At 68.8% G+C, this 21925-nt stretch carries 19 protein-coding genes; 13 read left to right on the top strand and 6 right to left on the bottom strand.

Going from position 1 to position 21925, the window contains the following annotated elements; genetic code table 11:
* Nucleotides 1–172 precede the first annotated feature (172 nt).
* Complete coding sequence (locus ABZW60_RS07985; RefSeq protein WP_355475000.1) at nt 173–976, bottom strand: HAD-IB family hydrolase; 804 nt, start codon at nt 974–976, stop codon at nt 173–175.
* Nucleotides 977–1392: 416 nt separating this feature from the next.
* On the opposite strand from ABZW60_RS07985, the gene ABZW60_RS07980 reads away from it, so the two are divergent.
* Both ABZW60_RS07980 and ABZW60_RS07975 read left to right on the top strand, forming a co-directional pair.
* Nucleotides 1393–3069: a glycoside hydrolase family 18 protein gene (locus ABZW60_RS07980; RefSeq protein WP_355474999.1), complete on the top strand. Its 1677-nt coding sequence runs from the start codon at nt 1393–1395 to the stop codon at nt 3067–3069.
* Between the two features lie 2 nt (nt 3070–3071).
* Nucleotides 3072–3971: a helix-turn-helix transcriptional regulator gene (locus ABZW60_RS07975; protein ID WP_355474998.1), complete on the top strand. Its 900-nt coding sequence runs from the start codon at nt 3072–3074 to the stop codon at nt 3969–3971.
* On the opposite strand, the gene ABZW60_RS07970 is transcribed toward ABZW60_RS07975, so the two are convergent.
* On the bottom strand, nt 3968–4417 hold the full coding sequence (locus tag ABZW60_RS07970) for a YbaK/EbsC family protein (RefSeq protein ID WP_355474997.1): 450 nt from the start codon (nt 4415–4417) through the stop codon (nt 3968–3970). The two genes, ABZW60_RS07975 and ABZW60_RS07970, sit on opposite strands and share 4 nt — an antisense overlap.
* Nucleotides 4418–4421: 4 nt before the next feature.
* Nucleotides 4422–5633: an MFS transporter gene (locus ABZW60_RS07965; RefSeq protein ID WP_355474996.1), complete on the bottom strand. Its 1212-nt coding sequence runs from the start codon at nt 5631–5633 to the stop codon at nt 4422–4424.
* A gap of 71 nt (nt 5634–5704) precedes the next feature.
* Here ABZW60_RS07965 and ABZW60_RS07960 point away from each other — a divergent pair, with 71 nt between their 5' ends.
* Both ABZW60_RS07960 and ABZW60_RS07955 read left to right on the top strand, forming a co-directional pair.
* Nucleotides 5705–6592 (top strand): LysR family transcriptional regulator, encoded by an 888-nt coding sequence (locus tag ABZW60_RS07960; protein WP_355474995.1) that lies wholly within the window; start codon nt 5705–5707, stop codon nt 6590–6592.
* Nucleotides 6593–6671: 79 nt separating this feature from the next.
* Nucleotides 6672–7445: a hypothetical protein gene (locus ABZW60_RS07955; RefSeq protein WP_355474994.1), complete on the top strand. Its 774-nt coding sequence runs from the start codon at nt 6672–6674 to the stop codon at nt 7443–7445.
* 32 nt (nt 7446–7477) lie between these two features.
* On the opposite strand, the gene ABZW60_RS07950 is transcribed toward ABZW60_RS07955, so the two are convergent.
* Together ABZW60_RS07950 and ABZW60_RS07945 are read right to left on the bottom strand one after the other, a co-directional pair.
* Nucleotides 7478–9019, bottom strand: a complete 1542-nt coding sequence (locus ABZW60_RS07950; protein ID WP_355474993.1) for a cellulose binding domain-containing protein — start codon at nt 9017–9019, stop codon at nt 7478–7480.
* Between the two features lie 28 nt (nt 9020–9047).
* Nucleotides 9048–10787 carry a glycosyl hydrolase family 18 protein gene (locus tag ABZW60_RS07945; protein ID WP_355474992.1) on the bottom strand — a complete coding sequence of 580 codons (1740 nt, stop codon included), beginning with the start codon at nt 10785–10787 and terminating at the stop codon, nt 9048–9050.
* Nucleotides 10788–10990: 203 nt separating this feature from the next.
* Between ABZW60_RS07945 and ssd the strand changes: the two genes are divergently transcribed.
* The 9 genes from ssd to ABZW60_RS07900 all read left to right on the top strand — a co-directional run bounded on the left by ssd (nt 10991) and on the right by ABZW60_RS07900 (nt 19475).
* Nucleotides 10991–12052, top strand: a complete 1062-nt coding sequence (gene ssd / locus ABZW60_RS07940) for a septum site-determining protein Ssd (protein WP_355474991.1) — start codon at nt 10991–10993, stop codon at nt 12050–12052.
* Between the two features lie 339 nt (nt 12053–12391).
* On the top strand, nt 12392–13789 hold the full coding sequence (locus tag ABZW60_RS07935; RefSeq protein WP_355474990.1) for a TadA family conjugal transfer-associated ATPase: 1398 nt from the start codon (nt 12392–12394) through the stop codon (nt 13787–13789).
* A gap of 260 nt (nt 13790–14049) precedes the next feature.
* Nucleotides 14050–14775 (top strand): type II secretion system F family protein, encoded by a 726-nt coding sequence (locus tag ABZW60_RS07930; RefSeq protein WP_355474989.1) that lies wholly within the window; start codon nt 14050–14052, stop codon nt 14773–14775.
* 299 nt (nt 14776–15074) lie between these two features.
* Entirely contained in the window at nt 15075–15791 is a 717-nt protein-coding gene (locus tag ABZW60_RS07925) for a type II secretion system F family protein (protein ID WP_355474988.1), read from the top strand.
* 708 nt (nt 15792–16499) lie between these two features.
* Nucleotides 16500–16712, top strand: a complete 213-nt coding sequence (locus tag ABZW60_RS07920) for a DUF4244 domain-containing protein (protein WP_355475855.1) — start codon at nt 16500–16502, stop codon at nt 16710–16712.
* A 643-nt stretch (nt 16713–17355) separates the two neighbouring features.
* Nucleotides 17356–17772, top strand: a complete 417-nt coding sequence (locus ABZW60_RS07915; protein ID WP_355474987.1) for a TadE family type IV pilus minor pilin — start codon at nt 17356–17358, stop codon at nt 17770–17772.
* Entirely contained in the window at nt 17769–18212 is a 444-nt protein-coding gene (locus tag ABZW60_RS07910; protein ID WP_355474986.1) for a flp pilus-assembly TadE/G-like family protein, read from the top strand. Before ABZW60_RS07915 ends, ABZW60_RS07910 begins: the two co-directional genes overlap by 4 nt.
* 185 nt (nt 18213–18397) lie before the next feature.
* Nucleotides 18398–19018 carry a response regulator transcription factor gene (locus ABZW60_RS07905; RefSeq protein WP_355474985.1) on the top strand — a complete coding sequence of 207 codons (621 nt, stop codon included), beginning with the start codon at nt 18398–18400 and terminating at the stop codon, nt 19016–19018.
* A gap of 40 nt (nt 19019–19058) precedes the next feature.
* The gene (locus ABZW60_RS07900) at nt 19059–19475 is read left to right on the top strand and encodes an NYN domain-containing protein (RefSeq protein WP_355474984.1); all 417 of its coding nucleotides are present in this window, start codon (nt 19059–19061) and stop codon (nt 19473–19475) included.
* Nucleotides 19476–20600: 1125 nt separating this feature from the next.
* Here the strand turns inward: ABZW60_RS07900 and ABZW60_RS07895 are convergent.
* A complete protein-coding gene (locus tag ABZW60_RS07895; RefSeq protein ID WP_355474983.1) occupies nt 20601–21848 on the bottom strand; it encodes a CehA/McbA family metallohydrolase in 1248 nt (415 codons plus the stop codon).
* Nucleotides 21849–21925: the final 77 nt, after the last annotated feature.

The following is a 21925-nucleotide window of genomic DNA, read 5'->3' as shown; positions in this document are numbered from 1 at the left end:
CCTGGGTCGCGCTGCCCGTTTGGGATGGGCTGGTCGCCGCGTGGGTGCCTGGGTTACCGTGCAATCTCTACCGGACCCGAAGGTCCTTTGTTGATTCCTTTGTACTCCTGAAACCCCTTTCTGGGAAGGGGATGCGGCGTGCTTCATGGAGTTGAGAAGTATGAAGCCCGCTTCAGCTTTCGGTGCGCCGGGACCGGCGGCGGGAGGCCAGCAGCAGGGCGCCCGCCGCGACCGCGGCGACCATGCCGGCGGCAAGCGCGGGACGCCGCACGTCCTGGAAACCGATGCGCTCGGCCGGCTCCGCGAACTCCAGGATCGGCCAGCCGCGCTCAGCCGCGACCCGGCGCAGCGCCTTGTCCGGGTTGACCGCGAACGGGTGCCCGACGGCGGCCAGCAAGGGCTCGTCGGTGATCGAATCCGAGTAACCGTAGGAGGCGGCCAGGTCGTAGCCCTCCGTCGCAGCCAGGGCCTGGATCGCGGTCGCCTTGTGCGGACCGTACGCATACTCGGCGATCTCGCCGGTGTACTTGCCGTCAGCAACGACCATCCGAGTGGCGATCACCCGGTCGGCGCCGAGCATCGCGCCGATCGGCTCCACCACCTCGGCGCCCGACGACGACACGATCACCACGTCCCGGCCGGCCGCGTGGTGCTGGTCGATCAGCTCCACCGCCTCGGTGTGGATCATCGGCCGGACGATGTGGTCCAGGGTGTCGGCGACGATCGCCTTGACCGTCGAGACGTCCCAGCCGGTGCACATCGCGGAGATGTACTCCCGCATCCGCTCCATCTGGTCGTGGTCCGCGCCGCCGAGCAGGTAGACGAACTGGGCATAGGCGCTGCGCAGCACGGTCCGGCGGTTGATCAGGCCGCCGGCGTAGAACGGCCGCGAGAAGGCCAGCGTGCTCGAGCGGGCCAGAATGGTCTTGTCCAGATCGAAGAATGCCGCCGATCGAGCCGTCCCGGGATGCGCCATGGAGTCGAGGATAGGCATCCGGGAGAAACGCCGGGGGACCCGGGCTTTTGTGTGGGCCGGTATCCCGTTAGACTGGTGGGCAGTGTGACAGTGACACTGGCTGGAAGCGCCCGATCGGGCGTGACCAGCGCCTGGGTGAAACATAATCGGTTGAAATCGAACTGAGATGTGTGAGGCCCGGTCTTGGGGGGTACATACCCCCTGACAGTGGCAGACTGTCGCCTCCTGAACGGCCCCCGGCTCCTCCCCCCGAGCCCGTGGCCGAAGACGGCCCCCGGTCACCCCCCCGCCGGGGGCCGTCGCCTTTCTCCCTTTCGCCAAGTACTGGTAAAGATTCTCAGTTTTCTGTGCGTGGGAGCGTTCTCACTTTATGCAGGGTCTTGACAATGTAATTGCCTGGTCACAGGTTGTAAGGCATGAAACCGCCTGCACACCGCCCCCAGGCAGCGGTCGTCATCAGCCTGCTCGTCGTTGTCATGGCCTTCCTGGTCCCCGGTCCCGCCTCCGCGGCCACCAACCTCGTCACGAACGCCGGGTTCGAGTCCGGCACGCTCTCCGGCTGGTCGTGCCCGGCCGGCGGCGTCACGGCGACCGCCCCGCACTCCGGCTCGTACGCGCTGTCGGCGACGCCGAGCGGGAGCGACATCGCCCGCTGCTCCCAGTCTGTAGCGGTCCAGCCCAATACGGCGTACACGCTCTCGGCGTGGGTCAAGGGCTCGAACGTCTACCTCGGAGTGGACGGTGGTCCTTCGACGTGGACGACCAGTTCCGGCTGGAGCCAGCTGACGGTGCCGTTCACCACCGGCGCCTCCAGCTCCGTCACGATCTACGTCCACAGCTGGTACGCGCTTCCGGCGTACCAGGTCGATGACGTCGTACTGGACGGCCCGGGCGGTGCGCCCGACACCACGGCGCCGTCAACCCCGGGTGGTCTGGCCGTCGGGTCTCCGACCTCGAGCTCGCTGAAGCTCACCTGGTCCGCCGCGTCCGACGCGAACGGGATCGACCACTACGACGTCGTCCGCGGTACCGGAGCTGCGCAGAGCGTCGGCAACGTGACCTCTTGGACAGCTACCGGCTTGAGCGCTTCCACGACGTACTCGTTCAAGGTGCGGGCGTGTGACCCGAGTGGCAACTGCTCGGCGTACAGCGCCGCCGTGTCGGGCACCACGTCCGACGGTGGCACCAACCCGCCGGCCGGGAGTCTGCCCGCCCACGTGCTCACCGGCTACTGGCAGAACTTCAACAACGGCGCGACGGTGCAGAAGATCTCTGACGTGCCGGCGGCGTACGACCTGATCGCGGTCGCCTTCGCGGACGCCGATCCGTCGAAGCCGGGCGGCATCACGTTCACCCTGGACAGCGCCGGCCTCGGTGGGTACACGGTCGCGCAGTTCAAGGCGGACATCGCCGCGAAGCAGGCGGCCGGGAAGAAGGTCATCCTGTCCGTCGGCGGCCAGAACGGCACCATCTCGGTGGCGGACCCGACGGCCGCGGCCAACTTCGCGTCGAGCGCGCTGTCGGTGCTGCGCACCTACGGGTTCGACGGGATCGACATCGACCTCGAGAACGGGGTCAACGCGCAATACATGGGTCAGGCGCTGCACAGCCTGCAGAGCCAGTTCGGCAGCGGGCTGGTGATCACCATGGCACCCCAGACGATCGACATGCAGAGCACGTCGTTCGAGTACTTCAAGCTCGCGCTGGCGATCAAGGACATCCTGACCATCGTCAACGTGCAGTACTACAACTCCGGCTCGATGAACGGCTGCGACGGCCAGGTGTACTCGCAGGGCTCGGTCGACTTCATCACCGCGCAGGCCTGCATCATGCTGCAGGGCGGTCTGCGTCCCGACCAGGTCGGTCTCGGCCTACCGGCGTCGTCCAGGGCGGCCGGGAGCGGGTACGTCGCGCCGTCGGTCGTCAACAACGCACTGGACTGCCTGACCAAGGGCACCGGGTGCGGCAACTACAAGCCGAGCACTCCCTGGCCGTCGCTGCGCGGTGCGATGACCTGGTCGACCAACTGGGATGCGTCGAACGGCAACCAGTTCGCGACCCAGGTCGGCGGCCACGTGCACTCGCTGTCCTGATCATGCACAACTATCGACCGGCTCCGTTGCTGGAGGCGCTCGGTGTCTGCTCGGAGGACGAGCAGCTCTACCGGGTGCTTCTGGCCCGCCCGGAGTCCACAGCGACCGATCTGGCCTCGTCCGTCGACTGGCCGGCCAACCGCGTCGGCCGGCACCTGAGGTCACTGCTGTCCCTCGGCCTGGCGTCCCGTACGCCAGGCCGTCCGGCCAGGTACGTGCCCGCCGTACCGGAGGCCGCGGTCGAGCTGCTCGCGCTCCGGAAGCAGGCGGCGATCGTCGAGGCCCGGCTGGGCGCTGCGGTGCTGACAGCCGAGTTCCGGCAGCCGGACGCATTCACGGTCATCCGCGGCGCCGAGGCGATCGCCCAGCGCTTCTACCAGGCGCAGCAGTGCGCGCAGGCGGAGGTGCTTGTCCTGGATCGCGTGCCGTACGTCGCGGACCCTCGTGGGATCACCTACCGCGCGATCTATGACATGGACTCGCTGTCCCAGCCAGGCGATCTGGCTGCTGCTCGCTCGTCCGGCTGCTGCCGGATGCTGCGCGACGTGCCGCTCAAGCTGGTCGTCGTCGATCGCCGTACAGCCCTACTACCAACCGCGCCGGACGTCGTCGTGGAGCTGGGGCCGGGGAGCCTCCTGGACGCACTGGTCCGTCTCTTCGACCTCTTATGGCAACAGGCCAGCCCTCTGGCTCCCGCGGTCTCTGAGGGTCCTTTGAGCTTGGCGGACCAGCAGTTGCTCTCGCTGGCCGCTGCCGGCCTCACAGACCAAGCCATCGCCCGCCGCCTGGGAGTCGCCCAACGAACAGTCGAACGCCGGATGCAGCGCATCCTGAAGGCTCTGGACGCCACCACCCGCTTCCAGGCAGGACTACGAGCAGGTCAGCAAGGACTGCTGGTCTAGTCGGTGACGTCAGCCACGGTGGCGTTGAGAGCCTTGGTGAGTGCCCCGGCGTCGACAGTGATCCCGACGCCGTGGTCACCGCCGCCGATGGAGATCGTGCCGGTGATCCGCTCGTCCGCGATCACCGGCCAGGCGTGCGTGCTCCCGAGCGGCGTGATCGTCCCGCGGACGTAGCCGGTGACGTCGAACGCGGTGTCCTTGTCCGGCATCGAGATCCGGTTCACGCCGAGCAGCGTGCGCAGCTTCGGCCAGGCGATCTCGCGGTCACCCGGCACCAGGACGAAGCGGTAGTCGTCGTCGGCCAGCCGCACGACGATCGTCTTGATCAGCCGGGCCGGCTCGATCCCTCGGGCGGCCGCGGCCTCCTCCAACGAGTTCACCCGGCCATGCCTGGTCACCTCATAGGTGAGTCCCAACTGGTCGGCAGCATCCGTCGCTTTGGTCACCGGATCAGTTTTGCACCCGGCTGGGAACGTTCCGGAGCAGGACGGCGAGGATCAACGTGACGAGGAACAAGGCCCCGGCCTCCCCGGCGACTCCGGTCCACTCGGCGTGGCTCCACGCCGTACCGGCCAGACCGCCGAAGACCGAGGAGCCGAGGTAGAAGGCGAAGAGGTACATGCTCGACGCCTGTCCCGTCCCGACGCCGCTCGCGTGGGCCCTTGCGGGGACCCAGCCGCTGGCCACGCCGTGCACCGCGAAGAACCCTGCGGTCATCACGGCCAGCCCCAGAATGATGAGCGGTAGCGGTGCGGCCAGGGTGATCGCCACGCCGGCCAGGGTGATCAGACACCCGACCGGCACCACTTTGCGCCTGCCGTAGCGGTCCGCCAGCGTCCCTGCCGTCGCTGACCCGGCAGAACCGAGCAGATAGACACAGAACACCAAGCCGGCCGCGCCCGCGCTCAGCTCGTACGGCGAGCCGGACAGCCTGAAGACCGCTCCGTTGTAGACGGCGACGAACGCGCCGACCGCCGTCGCCGCGATCCCGTACAGCGCCAGCAGCGCCGGGTCCCGCAGTACCCGGAAGAGGTCATTGGGTCGCGCGGCCGCCGGGTGGAAGTTCCGCGAGGCCGGCAGCAGCAGCCAGACGACAGTCGCGCACAGGACACCGACCACGGCGATCCCGCCGGTCGCGAAGCGCCATCCGCCAAGGTCCGACAAGCCGCCTGCGATGAGACGTCCCGCCATCCCGCCGACCGCCGTACCGGCGATGTAGAGGCCGCTGGCACGCGCGTGGCTGTCCTGGTGCACCTCTTCCCGTAGATAGGCCATCGCGACCGCCGGAAGGCCTGCCATGGCGATCCCCTGCAGGCCCCGCAGTGCGAGCAACAGGTGCCACGTCGGGGCGAACGCACTGAGCAGCGCGAAGAACGACGTCGCCGCGACCGACCAGCGCATCAGATTGGTCCGGCCGAGGACCTCGGACGCCGGACCAGCGATCAGCAACGCCAGACCGAGGCCGAACGTCGCGAACGACACGCTGAAGGCGCTCTGGCTGGGGGAGACCTGAAAGGCGTCGACGAGCTCCGGCAGCAGCGGCTGCGTGCTGTAGAGCAGTGCGAACGTCGCCAGACCGGCCGCGAACAGTGCGGTCGAGAGCTTGCGGTACTCAAGGTCGCCGGGCAGGTACCCGGTCTGGTGGGCGACGGACTGGTGCATGTCTTCGACGGTCGCACGACATCTGTGATACGTAAAATGTCGACCTCAGCAGGAATCGATACGATTTCAGTATGCATGTCGAAGATCTGCGCTGGTTCGCGGTCCTCGCGGAGACCGAGCACCTGACCGAGGCGGCCGCCACGCTGGGCACCAGCCAGCCGAACCTGTCCCGGTCGCTGCAACGGGTCGAGCGCGCGTTCGGCGTACCGCTGTTCGAGCGGGAGCGGCGCGGCGTACGGCTCAATCCGTACGGCCGTCTCGTGCTCGAGGCGGCGCGCGCCGGGACGTTGGCTGTCGACAGTGCGAAGCGGCAGATCGACGCGTTGCTGGATCCGGAGTCCGGCACCGTGCGGCTGGCGTTCCTGCACTCGGTCGCGACGACGCTCATGCCTGATCTGTTGAAGGCGTTCCGGGCGGTGGCACCGCACGTCGAGTTCCAGCTGCGGCAGGAGCCGGCGCACGACATCGTCCAGGATCTCGAGACCGGCGAGGCGGAGATCGCGATCGTCGCGCCGCGGCCGGACCCCGACCGGTTCGGCTGGTACGTGCTCGAGCGGCAGCGGCTCTGTCTGCACGTGCCGCCCGGGCACGCGCTGGCGTCCCGGCATCGGGTGGAGCTGGAGGCGGCGCGGGACGAGGCGTTCGTCGGGCTGCAGCCGGGCTTCGGGTTTCGGCGCGTGACCGACCGGCTGTGCCGCGAGGCCGGGTTCAGTCCGCAGCTGGCGTTCGAAGCGACCGACCTCGCGACGATCGACAGTCTGGTCGGCGCGGGGCTCGGCGTCGCGATCCTGCCCGCCGGCGCGGTGCGGGGGAACGACAGCGGGGCGGTGTCCGTGCCGCTGGCCGGCGTACGGTCGCGGCGGGAGATCGGGATGTCGTGGCGGCTGAGCGCGCCGTTGACGCCCGCCGCGGAGCGATTCCGGACGTTCGTACGGTCCCGTCCGGCGACGACCAGCTGACTGTGACTTCCGTAGCGTTCGTTCCATTTTCTCGGTGTCGACTTGCAGAGAGAGGGCTTTCCACCGCACCCTTACGTGCGTGAGGAAGCGTCTGGGTTCGTTCCGGCCGAGTCGCCGGCTGCTGTTCGCGGCCGGGACCGCGGCGGCTGCGTCGACGGTTGCTGCCGGCACGGCCGAGGCCGTCCCGGGCTCCCCGGCGGCCGACACCGCCGGACTGCTCTCGCTCGGCGCCTACGGCTCCGGTGTGCTGGGCGCCTGGGAGCGCCAGGCCCGCGCGATCTCGAACGAGGGGCAGATCCGCCGGACCCGCGAGACCGACGGCGTCTTCATGTTCGGCGACAGCATCGGCGTCCAGGACGGACCGGCGCTCGCCCGGCAGCTGAACCAGCTCGGGATCACCATCGCCGTCCACAACTGGGCCGGCCGGCCGGTGACGCCGGCCGTCGACGCGCTGGACACCTGGGCGCAGGAGTACGGCCTGCCGCACCGGATCCTGATGTCGGTCGGGTCGAACGACATCTTCACGCCGCCGGCGGTCGAGGCCCAGGTGGACCGGACGATGAGCATCGTCGGCGACGAGCGGATCGTCTACTGGGTCAACGTGCAGGCGGCTCGCACCGCGCACGGCCCGGACGTGAAGGTCGCGGACCAGCGCAACAGCGCCTGGATCAACCTGCAGCTCGCGGACGCGCAGCGGCGCTACGACAACCTGCGGATCGTGCGCTGGGCAGAGCACCTGGCCTCCAGCCCGAACCGGCTGGCCCGCCTGCTCCGCGACGGCCTGCACCCGTCGGTCCCCCTCGGGCAGAACGCCCGCAACGGCCTGATCATCGAGGCGATCAAGGCCGGCTGAGTGCGGCGGTTCGCCGCACTCAGCCTTCCTTCTCAGAAGCCCGCGGTGATGCGGGTGAAGTCCCAGTCGCCCTGGGCGATACCGCTGCAGTTGGACACCACGCCGCCGCCGGCGCAGCCGCGGTCACGGTTGACCGACCAGAACGCCAGCCGGCTGAGCCCGTTGCTCTTCGCCCAGTTGGTGATGTTCTGCCAGGTCGCGGTGGTGGTCATCTCCTGCTGGTCGGACAGACCGTTCATGCCGGAGATGCCCTGGTGCGCGTAGGCCTGTGCGGTGGTCCAGCCGAAGACGGACTTCAGCTTGTTGTTCAGGCCCTGGGACGCGCCGACCGTGTCGTTGTAGATGTTCGAGCTGCCGAAGTCGAACGGCATCAGCGTGAAGATGTCGATGTTCGCGCCGAGCGCCGCGGACCGCTCGATGAGGCGGTTGCCCCAGTAGTTCGGGCCGGTCGTCGAGGTGCCGAAGGTCAGGATCGTCGTGATGCCGGGGTTGTTCTGCTTGACGATCTTCAGGGCGTTCAGGATCCGGTCCTGGACGACCTCGCTCTCGAACTCGTCGGAGTTCTCGATGTCGACGTCGATCGCCTTCAGGCCGTAGGCGTTGATGACCTGCTGGTACGCGCCGGCCAGCGCCTCGGGCGTGCTGCAGTTCGGGCCGAGCTTGTTCCCGCTCCAGCCGCCGATCGACGGCACGATGTCGCCGCCGGCGGCGCGGATCTGGGCGATCGCGTTGGCGTCGGCGCTGCCCTGCAGCGGGCGGCTGCCGTCCCAGGCCGGGTTGCAGCCGCCGGACGACAGGATGAAGGCCATCGTGAACCACTTGATGCCGGTCGCGTTCATCACCGTCGCCGGGTTCGGCGGGTCACCCCAGCCCATGTACAGGTACGGTGCGGCCTGCTTGGTGCCGGTGTTCCCGCCGCCGGTCCCGGTCTTGACCGAGACGGAGCCGCTCTTCGGGCCCTCGCCGGCGCCGTTGGATGCGCTGACCTGGTAGCTGTACGTCGTGTTCGCGGTCAGCCCGGAGTCCGTGTACGACGTACCCGTCGGGCTGCCGACCTTCGTACCGTTGCGATAGACGTTGTAGCTGGTCGCGCCGGACGCGGCGGACCACGTGAGGCTCACTGACGACGCTGTCGACGTACCGGAGAGACCTGTCGGCGCGGCCGGGACGGTGCCGCCACCGCCACCCGAGCACGAGCCGCCGTTCAGTCGGCAGGCGGCGAGGCCGGGGAAGTTGCCCGGGCTGCCGTTGAAGCCGAAGCTGACGGTCGCGCCGGGCGCGAGCGGGCCGGCCCAGCTCGGCGGCGTGAACGTGTGCGTCTGGCCGCTACTGGTGTGGTTCGCGTCCCAGGTGGAGCTGACGGTGTAGCCGGACGGGAAGTCCAGCGCGACGGTCCAGGTGCTGAGCGAGCTGGTGGTGCCGTTGGTGACGGTCACCTTCCCCTCGAAGCCGCTGCCCCAGTCGGACACTTTCGTGAAGCTGGCAGTGACACCTGCCGCGTTGGCTGCCTGTGCGGTCAGCAGGGCGACGACTACCGCGGTGATGGCCGCGATCGCCAGAGAGATGCGATTCATGATGCTCCGATCAGTGGGCGGTACGTGATCAGACCCGTCCCCAGAGTGCGGGGACGTTCGGCGGCTCCCAGCCGGTCAGGGACGTGTGGCCCTGGATGCACTTGTAGGTGACACCGGCGTAGGTCACGAGCGCACCGGTCGCGTACGTCGTGTTGGGTGCCCACGGGGTGGCTGTGCCCGGGGGAGTCGTCGGGGGCGTGGTGGGAGGTGTCGTGGGCGGCGTTGTCGGCGGGGTGGTCGGCGGCGTCGTGGGAGGCGTCGTCGGCGGTGTTGTGGGCGGTGTTGTGGGCGGGCCGCTGCAGCCGGCGGTCTCGGCGTTGACCGCGTCGACCACGTTGTTGAAGAGGGTGACGTTCGGGTCGAGTGCCTCGAGGGAGTACATCATCGCGCCGGCCAGGCCGTTGCAGTGCTGGTAGTCGGCCTTGGCCTTGATCGACTGGGCGTTGTCACCGGACCAGAAGGTGCCGTTGCTGTAGAACCACGACGACTTCGTGGTGTCGTCGAAGAACGTCGCCGACGGGTTGTCGACGAACCCGGTGAGCTCCTTGTAGAACGAGACCCCCGGCACGTTGCCGCTCAAAGCGTGCCCATCGGCCGGTCCGGTCGCCGTCTGGTACTTACCGTTCGCGGTGGCCGGAACTCCCTTCCATCCCCTGTAGTAGAAGGGATATCCGATGCTCAGCTTGTTCGCCGGGAACCCGCCCGGGATGCCGTACGCCGCGTCGCCCGTGGTCCACGCCTTCACCGCGGAGTCGATCGAGTACTTGCCCTGCCCCGGCGGGATCGGGTTGCTCGGATCGTTCGGCGCCGTGTACAGCGGATCCTGGACGTTCGTCGGCCCGGTGGCCTCCCAGCCGCCGTGCATGTCGTACGTCATCACGTTGTTGTAGTCGAGGTACTGCCCGATCTTGTTGGTCTCGATCGTGGCGATCTTGTCCTGGCCCGCCGGCGTCGCGGCGGTCAGGTAGTACCTCTTGCCGGTCTGGCCGCCGTACGCGTCGAGCTGAGCGCGGAACTCGGCCAGCAGCAGCGTGAAGTTCTGCTTGTCGGCCGCGCTGTAGTGGTTGCCGACGTGACCGTTCGGCGAGCCCGGGTACTCCCAGTCGATGTCGACACCGTCGAAGATGCCGGCGGCCGACCCGGGACCGCCGAAGCCGTCGATCACCGGCAGGTCGCCCTTGAGGAACATGTTCACGCAAGAGCTGACGAAGGCTTTGCGCTTGGCGTCGGTGGAGGCCGCGTCGGAAAAGTACTTCGAGTAGGTCCAGCCGCCGATCGAGATCAGGATCTTCAGGTTCGGGTACTTCACCTTGAGCTTCTTGAGCTGGTTGAAGTTGCCCTGGATCGGCTGGTTCCACACGTCGCCGACGCCGTCGACGCTGATGTCCGCGCCGTACGACTTGCCGTAGTCGGCGAACGCGTCACCCGCGCCGTCACCGGCGTTCGGGTTGTTCTCGTCCTGCGACGCGGCCTTGTTGGCCATGAAGCAGGTGTGATTGACCGGGTCGATGTTGGCGAACGCGTAGTTCAGGAAATCGAGCTTCTCGCCGACCCCGGTGGTGACCATGTTCTTGGGATAGAAGGCGTTGGCGTAGATCCCCCACTGGGTGAAGTACGCCGTCTTGACGCCGCCGCTGGTCGCCTGTGGCGCCGCGACGGCTGCGTTGGCCGTGGTGGCGTCCTGACTCGCAAGAGAGACGCCGGCGGCGGTGATCAGGGCGGTGGCCGCGACGGTGGCCGTGGCGGCGAGCATGCGCAATCGACTCATCAGGTTCCTCCGGAGCGATGGGACGGAAGCGGTCCGGTGAAATTTAGTTAAAGACGCTTCGAAAGGAACCGTAACCGTTCCCGGCGGGTTGGTCGCGGGCTCGTCGTGGCGGGTTCCCGCTGCTGACGGAAACCCGACAACCCTTTGTCCACAGGGATCCGGTGACGTTCCCGGAAGCCGCCGGACAACGGCATGTTCTTGGTATGGACACGAACTCACCAACCCCGTCGGTGCTGATGGCAACTACCAACGAGGCCTTGCTCGACGACCTGCTCCGGCTGGCCGCGGCCGCCTCCGTCACGCCCCTGGTCGAGCCGCACCTGCTGGGCCTGCGGCGCAGCTGGCACGCCTGCTCGCTGGTCGTCGTCGGCCGCGACCTCGCCGAGCCGCTGGCTCGCGTCCAGCCCGCGCACCGTCCCGGGGTCGTCGTGGTCGGCTCGGCAGCGGACGGCGACGACCTCTACCGCTGCGCGTTCGACGTCGGCGCCGATGCCGTCTGCCGGTTACCCGACGACGAGCCGCTGCTCGCCGGCAAGCTGTCCGACGCCCTGGACGGCAGCACCCGTGCCGCCGTCACGCTCGCGTTCGTCGGCGGTTGCGGGGGAGCGGGTTCGACCACCCTCGCCGCCGCGGTGGCCGTCCTCGGCAACCGCCGCGGTCTCCGCACGATGCTCATCGACGGCGATCCGCTCGGCGGTGGCATCGAGCTCGCCCTCGGCATCGAGCGAGACCCGGGCGACCGCTGGCCCAAGCTCCTGAACGCGGCAGGCCGGATCAGCGCGGCCGCGCTCCACTCCGCACTCCCTTCGATCGACGGCCTCTCGGTCCTGTCCTGGGACCGCTCCGACGTCACCGTCCTGCCACCGGACACGATGAGCTCGGTCATCGGCGCCGCCCAACGCAGCACCGACCTCGTCGTCCTGGACCTACCCCGCCGAGCGGACCCCGCCGTAGAGGAAGGCTTCATCCGCTCCACCGCCACCCTGCTGGTCGTCCCCTGCGACATCCGCTCAGTCGCCGCCGCCAAACGCCTCGCAGGCCCCCTCAGAGCAGTAGCAGGCGACCTCCGCGTAGTAGCCCGAGACTCCCGCCCCGGCCCTTCCGCCGCCGACGTAGCAACCCACCTCCAATTGCCCCTAGCAACAAATCTGGGCCTGGACCGCAACCTCCCCACCGCCATGGACAACGGCCACCTCCCCCTCCCCACCCGAAGCCCCCTAACCCGAGCCGCCGAAACCCTCCTGGACCTCTTCACCCCACCCTGACCAGCCAGCCACAGCACCGGGCCCAACCCACCTCGACCACGACGCACCGCCGCCCTCTTGGGCCTCGTGCCCTAACCGACCCGCCCGTTCCCACCCTCGCCTACCGCCGCTCGCCAGACCCCGCGTTGTCCCACCCGCCCTGACCAGCTAGCTCCCGGCCTGGCCGCGACAGCCGCGGCCCCGCCTCCGCGACCACGACCTCACCGCCGCCCTGCAGGACCTTGCGACCCATCCAACCCGCCCGACCTCACCACCCCTCGCCCTTACCGTCGCCGAGTCGACACCACGCAGGACTCTCATCCCATCCGACCCGCCCGCCCAGACCTGGCAGGTGCCCACATGACCACGACAGCCGTCCCCGCAGACCTCCTCGACCGAGTCCGCACCACCCTTGCCCTGACCGGCACCGAGCCGACACCCGTGCATGTCGCAGCAGCCCTACGTGCCGACGGCACCGTCTGCGGCGACTCCATGGTCCTCGCAGTCGTCACAGCCCTTCGCCGGGAGGCGCTCGGCGCCGGCCCACTCGACAGCCTCCTCGCAGAGCCCGGCGTGACCGACATCCTCGTCAACGGCCCCGACGAGGTCTACATCGACCGCGGCCGCGGACTCGAGTTCGTCGCGATCCGCACCGGCGACGAACCCGCCATCCGCCGCCTCGCCACCCGCCTCGCCGCCGCGGCCGGCCGCCGCCTCGACGACTCCACGCCGTACGTCGACGTCCGCCTGGCCGACGGCACCCGCTTCCACGCCGTCCTCGCCCCGATCGCCGCCCCCGGAACCTGCCTGTCCCTCCGCGTCCCATCACGCAAGGTCTTCACCCTCGACGACCTGGTAGCAGCCGGCGCCCTCCCACAAGCAGGCGCCGCGATCCTCCACGATCTCCTCGACTCACGCCTGGCCTTCCTCATCAGCGGCGGCACAGGCACCGGCAAGACAACACTGCTCAATTCCCTGCTCTCATTGGCGAATCCCGCCGAACGCCTAGTCCTGGTCGAGGACGCCAACGAACTCCGCCCCGACCACCCCCACGTCGTACGTCTAGAAGCCCGCCCACCCAACATCGAAGGCACCGGCGAGATCTCCCTCCGCGACCTAGTCCGCCAGGCCCTCCGCATGCGCCCGGACCGCCTGGTCGTAGGCGAGGTCCGAGGCCCCGAAGTAGTAGACCTCCTGACGGCCCTGAACACCGGCCACGAAGGCGGCTGCGGCACCATCCACGCCAACTCCGCCGCCGACGTCCCAGCCCGCCTAGAAGCCCTAGGCGCCCTGGCAGGCCTCTCTCAATCAGCAGTCCACAGCCAAGCAGCCTCCGCCCTACACGCCGTAATCCACCTCACCCGTTCCCCCACAGGCCACCGCCGAATAGCCGAAATCCACACCCTCACCAAACACCCCAACGCCCCCTTAACCACCCACCCCGCCGTAACTTTCCACCCCGACAACACCCTCACCCTCCACCCCCCATCCCACCTCTTCACCACCCCACCCAACCGAATCCCGCCCCACCCACCCACATCCCCACCACCACGCAGCGCCCACCCGCCCCCACCACCAAGCACCGACTCCCCTCGCCTCCCAGCCGTCGGGCCAGCTCCAACACCGACCCCTGGATCAACTCGACCGCCCGCCGCAGGGTCGGCTCCAACACCCACCGTCGGCTCGGCTCCAATACCCACTGCCGGATCACCTCGACTGCCCGCCGGGTCCGCTCCAACGACCGCCGGTGCCGCATGACACCCGCACTCCTCGCCGCCGTCCTAGCCCTAGTTACCTGCGCTCTCGCCCTCCCACCCCGCCCACCAGGCCTCCACCGCCTAACCCGCGCCACCCCAAACCCCCGCCGACCAACGACTCCAACTCCGCCGAATCCCCAACATGCGCACCATCACTGGGACAGCCTCCAACCGGCCGGCCTCCAACCAGTTGGCTTCCGGCCAGCTGGCGCTCAGCTGACAAACCTCCAACCGACTGGCCCTCAAGCGGCTAGCGTCCAGTTGGCCGATCCCCAACCTGCCCGCCTCAGACCACCGAGCCGCCACCTCCGGTCCCGCCTGTCCCGAGCCTGGCTCCTAGCCCCACCAACCATCCTGGTCACCGCCATCCTCGGCCCCCAAGCCCTGGTCTCAACCCTCGCGATCGCCGCGATCCTGGCCCTCATCGCCAACCAACGCGCCAACCACCGTCAGCAAGAACTCATCGCAACCCGTCGCACCACCATCATCGAAGCCCTAGACGTACTCGCCGCCGACCTAACAGCCGGCCGCCCACCCATAGCCGCCCTGGAAGGCGCCGCCTCCATCAGCCCAGACTTCGAAGTCGCCCACGCCGCAGCCAAACTCGGCGCAGACGTTCCCGCCGCCCTGACCCGAGCCGCGACCACCCCCGGCGCCTCCAGTCTCCGCGCCCTATCCGCAGCCTGGCGCGTCACAGAACAATCCGGCGCCGCCTTCGCCACCCTCACCGAACGCCTGGCCGACTCCCTCCGAGCCGACGAATCCATCCACCGCCAAACCCAATCCAGCCTCGCCGGCGCCCGCTCCACCGCCCGAATCCTCGCCACCCTCCCAGCGTTCGGCATAACCATCGGCTACCTCCTAGGAGCCGACCCCCTCACCTTCCTAACCACCACCCCACCCGGCTGGTTCTGCCTACTAGCAGGCCTCGCCCTAACCGCCACCGGCCTCCACTGGACGGGCCGCATCGCCACTTCGGACACCTGAGGCATCCCACTCACCGCACTCGCCGCGCTCACCGCGCTCGCCGCGCTCGCCGCGCTCGCCGCGCTCGCCGCGCTCGCCGCGCTCACCGCACCAACCTGCCCGGCCCCGCCTCGCCGACTATTGAGTCGGCCTGACCGGCACTCACCCGTCGAGACCGCGGACGTGTACGGCGTGGGCGCGTGACCAGAGCGGCTCGTCGCGCCACCTGGCCTCCGGTACCCCCGCATCGGCTCGCTCTGCCCGACCTACTGACGGCGATCCCAGCCCGCCAGATCTACTCCACCTTCTCGAGACTCCGCATGCCCCACACACTGACCGCAGCAACAGCAGTTGCCATAAGCACCTACCTCCTGATCCCACCTCACGCCAACCTGCGCCGCCTAACCCCACCGCGCCCCAGATCGCGCCACCAACCTCCGCGATCCCACCGCCTAGCCGCAGCCGGCGCAGCATTCGCCGCGCTGGCGGTCCTCGGCCTCCCCTGGGGCCTCATCCCAAGCGCGCTCGCGTACTACGCCATCCCCCGAGCCCTGGCCCGCCTAGAACCAGCCACCACCAGACAACGCAACGCCCGCATAGCCCACGACCTGCCCCTCGCGATCGACCTCCTGACCGCCTGCCTCCGAGCCGGCCGCCCGCCCCAACACGCCCTGACCCTCGTAGCCGAAGCCCTACCCGGCCCTCTGGCCGACGTCTTCACCAAGATCGCCCACCACTTGGCACTAGGAACCGACCCAGCCACCGCCTGGGCTCACCTACGCACGGAACCACCCTGCATCCCCATGGCCCGAGCCATCTCCCGCTCACTCCGTTCCGGCGCCCCACTCTCCAAAACCCTCGAACACCTGGCCGACGAAACCCGCCGCTCCCACCACCACCTCGCCGACCAACAAGCCCGAGCCGCCGAATCCCGAGCCACCCTGCCCCTGGGCCTCTGCTTCCTCCCCGCCTTCGTCCTCCTCTCAATCGTCCCCACGATCGCCGACGCCCTCATCCCCTACCTCCTCCACCCCTGACCTCCCATATCCACAGCCAAAAACTCCTTTGAAAAAAGGCGTTCCAACAACGGCACCTTTACGAACAAGCACCCACAGCTCCACCGCCCGCAGGAGGCCCAAATGCCCAAAGCACCAATAACCACCAGCAGCCACCCGACGCCAGCACAGCGGTTGTCCCGGGCAGCGACCCCCGCTCCAGCCACCGCGCACACCCCCAGCCACCTCATGCGCCGCACACCCGACCCCGAACCTGGGCTCCGCACGCCGAACAACGAGCCCACGCCCAACCCCACCCACAACCACTTTCCACACCGCGCACCGAGTCGCGCCCTAGAGCTCCACCCGCACAACCGCCGACCAGTCAACCGCGCCTCCCACGACACCGCCCAACCCTGCGCGCCAACCGACCACCCCAAGCCCCACCCCCCTCACACTCAACTCGAGTCACGGACCCCGAACATCCAGCCGGCGCCCCGCACGTCGAACAACCAGCCCGCTCCGTGTACGTCGAACAACGAGCCGACTTCCTGTACGCCGAACAACCAGCCGGCATCCTGTGCGTCGGTTGGTCAGCCGAAGTCCTGCACGCCGCCCAAGCAGTTCGAGTTCTGCGCGGCGCCCAACCGGTCGGAGCCCTGCGCGCCGAACAGCCAGCTCGAACTCAATTGCGCTGTCACCGACAACCGATCCTGCCGCGGACGCGCCCACCGTCGTCGCGCCAAGACCATCCGACGTCTCTACGGCAACGGCATCCACCGTCTTCGCCCCCGCGGCGAACACGGAGCAATCACCGCCGAGTACGCCGTCCTGATCGTCGGTGTGTGCGGCTTCGGCGGGGTCATGGTCGCCCTCCTCAGATCCCCTGCAATGCAGGGAGCCCTCAAGGCGATCATCAACTTCGGCCTGAAGATCGCCGGCGTAGAAGGCGTACACATGTGACGCAACCCCACAGCCCGCTCCGCCCGAACCACGCCGCCCGCCCCCGGGCGAACCGCACTGGGTGGATCCAGGCGAACGTCCCCCGAACCCCGGGCGGGCCCGTCAGGACGAACCCCTTAGCCGAGCCGCTCCGGGGCGAGCCACAGCGCGCGGACCCACCTGGCCGAGCTGCTCCGGGCCCTGCCGAGCCCGCTGCGGGCGCCCGCAGCCGACCCTCAGCCGAACCGGTCAGCCGACCCCAGCGGAACCCGTCAGCCGAACCCGTCAGTCGAGCCACCGCGGGTGAACCTCCCGTCGACTCCCGCCGACCCACCACAGGTGAACCTCCCAGCCGAACCGCTCGGGTGAGTTACCTCCGACCGAACCATCCCGACCGAACCGGCCCGGCCAACTGTCCTCTACCGCCGCGCATAACTAGAGCAACCCAGTCAGTGCAGCCAATTCGCTGAACCAACCAATGGTCCAGCTCGCGGCCACCTCAACCAGCCACCGCACCCAACCCGGCCCAAGCGACCGCGGCAACGCAGCGTGGCCCTCGATCAGGCGGCCGGTCGATGTCCCCTCCTCGACCGGCCGCCGCCCTGGGAGTCCCATGCCTCACCGCTCGGACCTGTCCTCCGGGACCTTCCTGACGTCGCCAACCTTGATCGCCATCGACGCTGACCGCGCCGCTCTTCCTCATCCCACGGGTAAGGCCAACGGACGCCGCCGAGGGGAGCGTGGGGCTGTCACGGCCGAGATGGCTTTGGCGCTGCCGGTGCTGGTGTGCATTTTGTTGTTGGGGATCTGGTCCATCGGACTCGTTGTCCTGAACATTCGGTGCATAGACGCTGCCCGCGACGTCGCCCGGGCGGTCGCGCGTGGTGAGTCGATCGAGAACGCGAAGGCGATCGGTCGCCGTACCGTCCCCACAGGCACGATCGTCATCACCCGTGAGGCGTCCGACATCAAAGTGACAGTCACTGCCGCTCCCGCCCACGACCCGCCGCTGCTCAGCGTCCTGTCTCCTCCGAGCCTCACGGCAACTGCCACGCTGCAAGCGGAACCGGAGGCGCCGTGAACCGCTCCGAGCGAGGCAGCGCCACGCTCCAAACCTTGTTCGCTGCGGCACTCCTCTTCACGGCGCTCACTGCAGCGATCCTCTGGTCAGCGATCTCGACCGCTCGGCACAAGCTGTCCGCCGCCGCCGACCTCACCGCCCTCAGCGCCGCCCAGTCCCTGAGTACGTCCGAGTCCATCGACGCCCCTGGTCACCTCGATCCCCGCGAGGAGCAGCCCGCGCATCGAGCCGATGCGGTCGAGCGGCCGATGATGGCGCCGAGCGCCACACCACCGAGTACACCTTGTGCGACAGCAGCGCGAACAGCCGCGTTGAACAAGGTGCAGCTAACCGCGTGCGTGGTCTCCGGAGATGCGGTGACCGTTGAGGTATCGCTGCAGTTCGACCTCCGTTTGACACGTCCAACCTTGAGCGCGGTGGCGCGAGCCGGCCCGGTGTGACGTCGTCTCGTCAACCACTCGTCGCACGACCGGTTCTCCTGTGATCGCGATCTGGTCGCAATCTGGTAGAGATGCCGCGTTGATGTGGACGACGTACGGACCAGCGCTCCATGATCGGGAACCGAGTACTGCTCATGTTCCCGGACGTACTTCCCCGACGCCCGGACGCTACCTCGGAGGCTCGTTTGCCCGACCCGATTCGGCTGCTGCTGGTTGACGACCAGATCCTCAGCCGAGGTTTGCTTCGCAGCGGTCTGGAGCGTGAGCGCGATCTGGAGATCGTTGCCGAGCTCAACCGAACTGACGACGTCGTAGGTGCCGCCAAACGGCATCGGGCGAACGTCGCGCTGCTCGATGCGGCCGGGCCGGGGAACGACAGCATTACTGTCACCACCAAGTTGCGTACGTCGATGCCAGAGTGCCGGGTGGTCATGCTGACGACGTACGGGCGACCGGTGCACATGCGCCGCGGGCTCGACGCCGGCGCGAAAGGGATCGCATTGAAGGACAGCCCGACGCCGCAGTTGGCGGATGCGGTACGGCGGGTGCACCTGGGTCTGCGTGTGGTCGACGCGAACCTTGCGGCCGACAGCCTGCGGTACTCCGAGACCCCGCTCAACGCTGACGAGACAGACACTCTCCGCGCGGCGCGGGATGGTGGATCAGTCGCGCTGATGGCTCAGAAGCTCGACGTGTCCGAGCGTGTCGCCCGTACTCGACTGTGGTCTGCTATCGGCAAGACCGGCGCCCACACTCGGTCGGATGCCGTCGAAATCGCGGAACGGAACGGTTGGCTTCTCGACTGATTGGTCGCAGGTGCTCTGCGGGGGAGGGCAGACTGACGTGGTGGATGACGGTCGGAACCGAGTTGTCGTGGTCGATGCTGCGAACGTGGTTGGGTCGCGGCCGAACGGATGGTGGCGGGATCGGGTCGGCGCGGCTCGACGGCTGCTGACGCGGCTTGCTGCCTTGCAGGAGCGGTTGTCGGACATCGACGTGGTCGTGGTGTTGGAAGGGGCCGCTTGCCGGGCGGTGTCTGGGGAGGGGGCGCCGGATACCGGTCGCGTTCGGGTGGTGCTTGCGTCGGGGTCGGGTGACGACACCATCGTGAGCGTGACCGCGGAGGTTGCAGGTCAGTCGCGTCATCCCGCGGTCACGGTAGTCACGGCCGATCGCGAACTCCGGCAACGGGTAGAAGCCACCGGCGCGACGACCACCGGCCCGAGCTGGCTCCTCGACCAGCTGGACGCCCTACCCGATTAGCCGGGCTACCAGAAGCCATGCGCCGGGGCTGACACGAGCAGCTGACACGTCTGACCCGAGCAGCAGCCGTACGCCTGGTACGTCACAGGAACCCGCATGCCGAGCACGACAGCAGCAGCCCGTGCGCCAGGTACGAGGCCATGGACCCGTACGCCGGCTACGCCACCGGCGGGCTGTTGGCCGGGCACGACGGGTGGCCCGTACGCACCGGGTACAACCGCAGGAGTCCGCATGCCTGGCGCGACAAGCATCCGTACGGCGAGCCTGAGCGCAGCAGCCCGTACGCCGGGCCCGAGCGCAGCAAGTCCGTACGCCTGCAGGCCGGGCTCGACGCCGCGAACGAAACTCGTGGGCTGGGTACATGGGTACGCGCCCGTACGGCGGGCAGGACAAGCCATGCGTACGCCCGGGCCCTGGAGCAACAGCCCGTGCGACGAGCAGCCCGGACGCCGGGCCTGAGAGCAGGGATGCGTAGGCCTGGTGCGATAAGTAGCCCGTACGCGGCCTGAAGGTCGCAGCCCGTTCGGCTGGTACGACGCCGGGACCTGTAGACCGGGCGTGATGCCGAAAGAGCGTGCGCGGCAGGACAAGACGTACGTACTCCCGGGCCCAGGAGCAGCAGGCCGTGCGACAAGCAGCCCATACGTCAGGCCTGAGGGTCGCAGCCCGTTCGGCTGTACGACGCGGGAACCTGTGGGCCGGGCGTGATGTCGCGGGGCGTTCACCGGGGATGACATGCAGCCGTATACCGAGACTGAGAGCAGGGGTGCGTACGCGCGGCGCGACATGCAGTCCGTAGGCCGGGCCTTAGAGCGGGGGCCGTGCGCGTGGCGCGACATGCAGTCTGTACGACAGGCCTGAGGGTCGCAGTCCGTGCGGCTGGTACGACGGCGGAGCCTGTGGGCCGGGCGTGATGCCCGGGGCGTGCGTCGGCGCCGCAGGAGGAGTGGGTGCACTGGGCGCGGGTGGCTGTGCGGGCGGTGATTGTCCGAGGGCTTGCGGCCTGGTCGAGGATTACGGCGCATAAGCCCGTACGCGGCTTGGTGCTCACGTGAGTCCCGATGGTCGCTGCGGCTGCGCGAGCCTGCCGGTTGCGCGGTCTGTTCGCGCTCGGTGGGGGGGAGGTCAGGCGCAGGTGGAGAGGAGTTGGCCGGTGTGGGTTATTAGGAGGTGGGGGCCGGGGGTGGCGGGGAGGTGGGTTTTGGGGGTGGTGATGGGGTGGCGGGTGCCGTCGGGGGTGATTACGAGGGTGTTGGGGGCGTCCAGGGCTATGAGTTCGTCGTCGGCTCGGATGAGGACGGGGGCGGTGTAGGACCAGGAGAGGGCGGTGCGGCCGGCGGCTAGGGCTTCCAGGGTGGCTGTGGGGAGTTCGTCGGGGCCCTCGGCGGAGGCGTCTACCGCGATCCAGGTGGTGGGGGAGCCGGGCGGCATGAGCGACGTGGGGTTGTGCCAGTCGCTGCCGCCGATGGGGGTGGTGTTTTCGAGGCCCCATGCCTGCCACCAGGCGACAGGGCCGCCCCAGGTGTGGTCGAGCCAGGACGAGTGCCAGATCTCGGCTAGCGGTGGGTGTTCGGGGAGGGGATGGCGCCAGGAGCAGTCGCCGCCGAGGGGGTGGTTGATCGAGAGGAGACCGCCGCGCCGGGCGACCTCAGTGACCCAGGTGGCGGCGGGTTGGCGGAAGTCGATCGGGCCGATCTCGCCGAACGCGTTCGCGTGGCCGGTGTCGGTGGTGACTTCCTGGCCGGGGATGAGGCCGATGCCGAAGCGCTTGCTGAGCGACGGGAGTTCGGGGTGGTGGGCAACGGTGTTGTGGTCGGTGACGGCGAGTACGTCGAGGCCGGCCGATACGCCGAGTGCGGCGAGGTTGGCGATCGGCGTGGAGCCGTCGGAATGCAGGGAGTGGGCGTGGAAGTCGCCGGCGATCCATTTCAGGCCGGATGATGCGGGGAGGGTACGGCGCGGTGGGCGCGGAGGTACGGCGATCGCGGCGGAGGCTTCGGCGTACTCGTTCAGGCCGGGAATGGTGTCGACCGGGCCGGTGACTGCTTCGACGAGGAGTTCGACGCCTTCGACGGGTACTCGGTGGAGGCCGAGGACGACCCACCAGGTGCCTGGTTCGAGTTCGCCGGGTACATAGCCGGGCGTGGCGGCGGAAGGGGTGATCGCGAAGGTGGTGCGGGCTCCGCCGGACCATCCGCGCCAGCCTGCTGCGCCCTCGCAGCCGATGTCGATGACGGCGCCGTCGACCGGTGGGATGGTGAGCGTGACGAGCAACCCGGGGCAGTCGGCCGGGATGTCGACGGGCAGGGAATGCCAGACCGACTCGGCGCGGTCGTCCAGCGTCCAGCGCCGACGGTACGACGTGACAGCCATCAGGCGATCTCCCCGCTCTCGAGCGAACTGCGGGCCGGCATCAGACAGGCCCCGTTCTTGGACGAACTGTGCGGTGG

It is taken from the genome of Kribbella sp. NPDC003557 (assembly GCF_040610805.1).
GTDB lineage: Bacteria > Actinomycetota > Actinomycetes > Propionibacteriales > Kribbellaceae > Kribbella.
This window is presented reverse-complemented; position numbering and strand designations above follow the sequence as displayed.